5 protein-coding genes and 1 tRNA gene are annotated in these 5,321 nt (G+C 68.6%); 5 read left to right on the forward strand and 1 reads right to left on the reverse strand.

The window, feature by feature from the left end:
- Positions 1–281: 281 nt before the first annotated feature.
- A tRNA-Arg gene (locus LCD35_RS10645) sits at positions 282–358 on the forward strand.
- A gap of 897 nt (positions 359–1,255) precedes the next feature.
- On the opposite strand, the gene LCD35_RS10650 is transcribed toward LCD35_RS10645, so the two are convergent.
- Positions 1,256–2,098 (reverse strand): LysR family transcriptional regulator, encoded by an 843-nt coding sequence (locus LCD35_RS10650; RefSeq protein ID WP_224962740.1) that lies wholly within the window; start codon positions 2,096–2,098, stop codon positions 1,256–1,258.
- A gap of 85 nt (positions 2,099–2,183) precedes the next feature.
- Here LCD35_RS10650 and LCD35_RS10655 point away from each other — a divergent pair, with 85 nt between their 5' ends.
- The 4 genes from LCD35_RS10655 (at position 2,184) to LCD35_RS10670 (ending at position 5,108) form a co-directional block, all read left to right on the forward strand.
- Positions 2,184–2,486 carry a hypothetical protein gene (locus LCD35_RS10655; protein WP_224968824.1) on the forward strand — a complete coding sequence of 101 codons (303 nt, stop codon included), beginning with the start codon at positions 2,184–2,186 and terminating at the stop codon, positions 2,484–2,486.
- Positions 2,483–3,235: an SDR family NAD(P)-dependent oxidoreductase gene (locus LCD35_RS10660; protein WP_224968822.1), complete on the forward strand. Its 753-nt coding sequence runs from the start codon at positions 2,483–2,485 to the stop codon at positions 3,233–3,235. The genes LCD35_RS10655 and LCD35_RS10660 overlap by 4 nt, the downstream gene beginning before the upstream one ends.
- Positions 3,232–4,239: an amidohydrolase family protein gene (locus LCD35_RS10665; protein WP_225044116.1), complete on the forward strand. Its 1,008-nt coding sequence runs from the start codon at positions 3,232–3,234 to the stop codon at positions 4,237–4,239. The genes LCD35_RS10660 and LCD35_RS10665 overlap by 4 nt, the downstream gene beginning before the upstream one ends.
- A gap of 332 nt (positions 4,240–4,571) precedes the next feature.
- Positions 4,572–5,108: an AAA family ATPase gene (locus LCD35_RS10670; RefSeq protein ID WP_224968818.1), complete on the forward strand. Its 537-nt coding sequence runs from the start codon at positions 4,572–4,574 to the stop codon at positions 5,106–5,108.
- Positions 5,109–5,321: the final 213 nt, after the last annotated feature.

Below are 5,321 nucleotides of genomic sequence, written 5' to 3' on the forward strand. Positions count from 1 at the left end.
ACTCGGCTCCGGGGGGGCCCCCCCCCGCGGGGGGGGGGGGGGGCGCCCCCCCACGCGCGGGGCGGGGGGGGGGGGGGGGGGGGGGGGGGGGGGGGCCGGGGGGGGGGGCCCCCGACGTGCGCGCGGTGATTCCTCTGTGATCTTCCGGCGCGATTCCCGGCGTGGAGCTGTCGATCAGCTTGCCGTTCGATACCGGGTCTGCAACGCCGTTGGCGTCGGTACCACTGTCGACGGAGCGGCCGGTTACCCTGCTTGCTGCAGCTCACGCGAGCGATGTGCGGGCCCTCGTAGCTCAGCTGGACAGAGCAAAGGACTTCTAATCCTTAGGTCGCAGGTTCGAGTCCTGCCGGGGGCGCCACCAGGGGAGACGCCGATATTTTCGGATCTCCTGTGAAGGGGGTTCGGTGGTGATAAAGCACCGGTTCGAGCGTGGCCCGTGTGAGCACAGCGCTTGGTGAGCAAAGGTTTCGGTCTCGTTGTAGACCGCTTGGGCGCGTAGTGGAGCTCGGTCGGATCGATGAAAAGTTCGAGATTCGGCCCGCCTCCCTAGTGGTGCGTGCTACGCGCCCTGCGGCCGCGTCCGCAGCATCTCCGTCGGGCTTGTCGCCAGGTGCTGATCAGTGCCGGTGGAACGCGGCGGACGGCTTGTGTTTTCCGCCGCCTTCCACTGTCGGGGTCGACTCCGGCCGCCTCAACAGCGACCGCACCGACAACGGCACGGCACAGCGCGCCTATCTCGAACCCGGCCCGGACGAACAGGACACGGCCGCACGGGCCCGCCGCGCCCACGCACTCACATCGCAGCTGGTCGACGAATCCGCCCGCGCCATCCACCAGTGACGGGTCGAGACCTTCGATGCCGCTGACCCGAGGGCTAAACGACCTCGTTGACACCGCAGCCGACCTCGCCGCACCCACCAACCGCGTCGGCGATCCCGTGGTACTTGAAGTACGGCGGTACGAGCCTGCTCTCGTGGTCGTTGCGGACTCTGAGGGTGCCGTTGCCCGAATGTCGCTGACCGGGACACGATCTGCCAGCCGGACTGGGGCCCGTCCGATCCGATGCCCTGAGTAGTCGTCGGCAGGTGCGGGGGCGGTGTCGTGATGGCGGCGCCCACCGCCCCCAAGCGTCGTCAGCGTCGCCTTCGGGTGCGGCCAACCCGACCACCAGCGACCAGCCGCGCGAGGAGCACAGTCCGCCGTTGCGGGTAGCGATATACCTCCGGATCTCCGCCGACGAGGTCCACCCGCCAGGCTAGAAGTTCGAAGGTGGTGCGGTGACGGCCGCCTCGATGAGCGCGGCGACCGCGGGACGATGGTCCTGGGCCTGGCGTGCGATGACAACGTGGCTGGGGCCGGCGTCGGTGACGGGGACGCAGATCACGCCCGGCGGGGTCGGCCGCACCAGTGAGCGTGGCAGGACCGAGATCACCCGGCCGATGGTCACCAGCGGGAGGAGTTCGGCGACGGTTTCGATCTCTGGCTCGGCGCCGTCGCCGGGAACATCCTTCCAGCGGGGGAATCGTTCTCCGGCGAGATCGGCGAGCTCGATCGAACGCCGGGCGGCCAAGGGGTGGCCGACCGGAAGCACGGCCACTCGGTCTTCGGTGTGCAGCACCCGGGTTGCGAGGCCATCGGTGTCGTCGAACGGCGTGTAGAGCAGAGCTACGTCGGCCCGGCCGTCCCGGAGGAAGCCCGCCCGGCCCGTGCCGCCGCTGAACACGACATCGATCTCACGTGCGTCCTGGTACTGGGCGTAGCGGGTGAGGATGCCGGACAGCAGGTTCGCGTCACCACCGGGTTTGATCACCAGCCGAACGTGTTCCTCGGCGTCGGCCCGCTGGGCGCTGCTGACCGCCGTCGCCATGGCGTCGAGTGCGTGCCGACCGTGTTCGAGCAGCGCACTACCGGCTGTGGTGAGCGCGACCCGGCGACTCGACCGGGTGAACAGTTGCACGTTCAAGCGTGCTTCGATCCGCTGAATCGTCTTCGTCAGCGCCGGTTGTGCGATCGACAGGCGCTCGGCCGCGCGGCCGAAGTGCAGCTCCTCCGCGACGGTCACGAAGTACCGCAGTTCGCGGATCTCCAGCGAATCCATTCCTGCACGTTATCAGTTTCCGGAAGATGTGTATTGGACATCCCGCGAAGCGGCGGCGTTGACTGGTCTCATGATTAACCACACGATGATCGTCTCGTTCGCCGAGGCCATTCCGGACACCGAGCTGCGGCAGTACCTCGCCGACATCGAAAAAGCGATGCGTGACACCGGCGCCGTGGAAGATTTCGCCGTGCGGCGGCATATCCGGATGCCGGGCGAAGACGCCATTCCGGCTCTGGTCGCGACGGCGATCTTGCAGTTCGGTGTCGCTGACGAAGCCGCGCTGGCGCGGCTGTTCGCGGCGCCGGGCGCGCACGAGGTCATCCAGAAGTGGCAGGCTCGCTACCCGTACCGCGTGGCCTGGGCCAACCACGAGCCGCTGCGATGAACGACTTCGCCGGGAAGGTCGCGCTGGTCACCGGCGCCGGGCGCGGTATCGGCCGGGCCATCGCACTCGGCCTCGCTCATCGTCGCGCGGCGGTCGCTGTCCTCGACCTGGACGAGGCATCGGCCACCGAGACGGCTTCGGCCATCGACAAGTCCGGTGGAACCGCTTTCTCCGCCCGACTGGACATCGCGGACGAGGAATCCGTGGAGACGGCCGTCGGCCGAACGGTCACGACTTTCGGCCGGTTGGACGTGGCCGTGAACAACGCCGCGGTCCCCTCGACCGGGCAGGAGCTCATCGAAATGACCGCGACGGCGTGGGAACGAGTGATAGCCGTCAACCTGACCGGAACGTTCTTCTCGATGAAGCACGAAATTCCTCACCTCGTGCGTGCTGGCGGCGGTGCGATCGTGAACGTGGCCTCCAACGGTGGCCTGTACGCGATCCCGCACGCACCGGCTTATGTCGCGAGCAAGCACGGCGTCGTCGGGCTCACCAAGACGGCCGCGATCGACTACGCGTCCCGGCACGTCCGGATCAACGCTGTTGCGCCCGCGATCACGAGAACGGCGATGTTCGATCAGGTCGCCGCTGGTACGGACATGGCCTCGCAGCAGGAAACGGCCACCCCGTTGGGGCGTCTCGCGAGGCCGGAGGAGATCGCGGAGGCCACCATCTGGTTGGCCTCCGACCAATCCTCCTACGTGACCGGTGTGGTGCTCTCGGTCGACGGAGGGCGGCGAGCATGAGCTCTGAGCGGATCATCGCGGTCGAGGAACACGTCACCACCGATGTGTTCCTCGGCGCCGCACACGGCCTCGCCGTCCACCCCGGTGACGAGGCCGAAGTCGAACTCATGCGCACCGTCGAAAGCTCCGGTCCGACCGCGGCGGCGCTGCATGACATCGACGCACGGGTCGCCGCGATGGACGCGGCCGGGCAGGCGATGGCTGTGCTCAGCACCAACCCGCCGGGAGTCCAGCCCTACTACGCCGAGAACGCGGTGCCGCTCGCGCGCCTGGTCAACGATGCGCTCGCCGAACTCGTCCGCACACACACGGGCCGGTTCGGCGCTCTCGGCGCAGTCGCCCCGCAGAACCCCGAGGCGGCCGCACGGGAGACCGAGCGGATCATGAGTTCACTCGGCCTCAATGGCGTGATGATCAACTCTCACACGCACGGACACTACCTCGACGAGCCGCGGTTCCGGCCTTTCTTGGACGCGGCGGAAGCAGCCCGGGCGCCGATCTATCTCCATCCCCGCTATCCGAGCGCGCTCGCGCCCTACGACGTCTACGGGATGCAAGGCGCGATCTGGGGCTATCAGGCCGAAGCCGGGCTACACGCCATGCGGCTGATCCTCTCCGGGGCATTCGACCGCAACCCGAACCTGACGATCGTCCTCGGCCACCTCGGCGAGGGCATCCCGTACTGGCTCAAGCGGATCGACAACCGTCACGCCTTCGCCGCCGGCACCGCCGGCGCTGCGGGGCCCATGCCCAAGCTGCGGTTGACGCCGAGCGAATACTTCCGGCGCAACTTCGTCATCACGACCAGCGGCATCAACGACGACCGCGTCCTGGAACTCGCCCTGCACGCCGTCGGTGAGGACAACGTCCTGTTCGCCCTCGACGCGCCCTACGAAAACACGAACGACGCTGTCTCCTTCATGCGCAACGCACCGCTGACCGACGCACAGCGCGCGAAAATCAGCCATAGCAACGCCGAACGCCTGTTCAGGCTGGCCACGTGATGCGAGGGGCATCATGACCGGCAAGCACCGCGTTCTCGCCCGGCCGCCCACTCGCGAGATCATTCCGAAACACGCACCGTTACCGCACGCGAGCGTTCCTGCTCAGCGTAGTCAGGCGCACTCGGATCAAGGCGGTCGCGGTACGCGCCGATGCCTGGCAGGCCTGGCTCGGATCGGCACTGGTGCGCCGCTGCGTGCAGGTCTACCGGCGTGTCGGTTCCTGCTGGTGCACGGGCGGATCCCCGCTGGCCGGGTGTCTGGCCGGACCAGTGTGAACGGCGGTTCTCCCGCTGGCCGTAGCGGCGGTTCTCTAGGGTGAGGGAGTGGGGCCGATGGGAACGGCACAGACCAGGCTGCTGGTGCTGCGCGGCAATTCGGGCAGTGGCAAGACCACCGTGGCCCGAGCGCTGCGCGAGCAGTGCGGTGCCGCGCTGGCTCTGGTCGAGCAGGATTACCTGCGCCGCACCGTGCTCAAGGCCCGGGATACCGCCGACGGGCCGCACTACGGGTTGATCGAGCAGACCGTGCGCTATGCCCTGAACGTCGGCTACGACGTCGTCCTGGAAGGCATCCTGCACCGGGAGCGCTACCACGACCTGCTGACCCGCCTGGCACGTGATCACCTCGGGCCGACCCGCGTGTACTACTTCGACGTCTCTTGGGAAGAGACGCTGCGCCGACACGCCGGACGACCGCAGGCGGCGGCCTTCGGCGTTGAAGAAATGCGCCGCTGGTGGTACCCGCACGACGTGCTGGGCTGGCCCGGCGAACAGCTCGTGCCGGAGTCGGCGACGGTGGCCGAGACCACCGGCCGCCTTCTCGCCGCGTTGCACCAGGACGCACCGAGCACGCGATTGCGTCGGCAATAATGGTGGGTGTCGTCGAGGGTGGTGGGGACTGAACCTCGGCGGCCGGGCTCCGGGCCGGGCTCTTCGTGCTCGGCAGCCCGTACGGGGAGGGCGGGGGGGGGGGGGGGGGGCCGCGGCGGGCCCCACCTACAGCGGCTGTCCCGGCTGCAACGACCGCCCCCTACGCGGCCGCCCGGGCCAAGCTGTCCCGCCCCGGAGCGATCCGGCAAGGAG

The sequence above is a fragment of the Saccharopolyspora sp. 6V genome (assembly GCF_020176785.1).
In the GTDB taxonomy this organism is placed as follows: Bacteria; Actinomycetota; Actinomycetes; order Mycobacteriales; family Pseudonocardiaceae; genus Saccharopolyspora_C; species Saccharopolyspora_C gregorii.

Excerpts from the sequence above, each read along its gene's own strand:
- LCD35_RS10665 (WP_225044116.1), top strand. The coding sequence starts at position 3,232 with ATGAGCTCTGAGCGGATCATCGCGGTCGAGGAACACGTCACCACCGAT.
- LCD35_RS10670 (WP_224968818.1), top strand. The coding sequence starts at position 4,572 with ATGGGAACGGCACAGACCAGGCTGCTGGTGCTGCGCGGCAATTCGGGC.
- LCD35_RS10660 (WP_224968822.1), top strand. The coding sequence starts at position 2,483 with ATGAACGACTTCGCCGGGAAGGTCGCGCTGGTCACCGGCGCCGGGCGC.
- LCD35_RS10655 (WP_224968824.1), top strand. The coding sequence starts at position 2,184 with ATGATCGTCTCGTTCGCCGAGGCCATTCCGGACACCGAGCTGCGGCAG.
- LCD35_RS10650 (WP_224962740.1), bottom strand. The coding sequence starts at position 2,098 with ATGGATTCGCTGGAGATCCGCGAACTGCGGTACTTCGTGACCGTCGCG.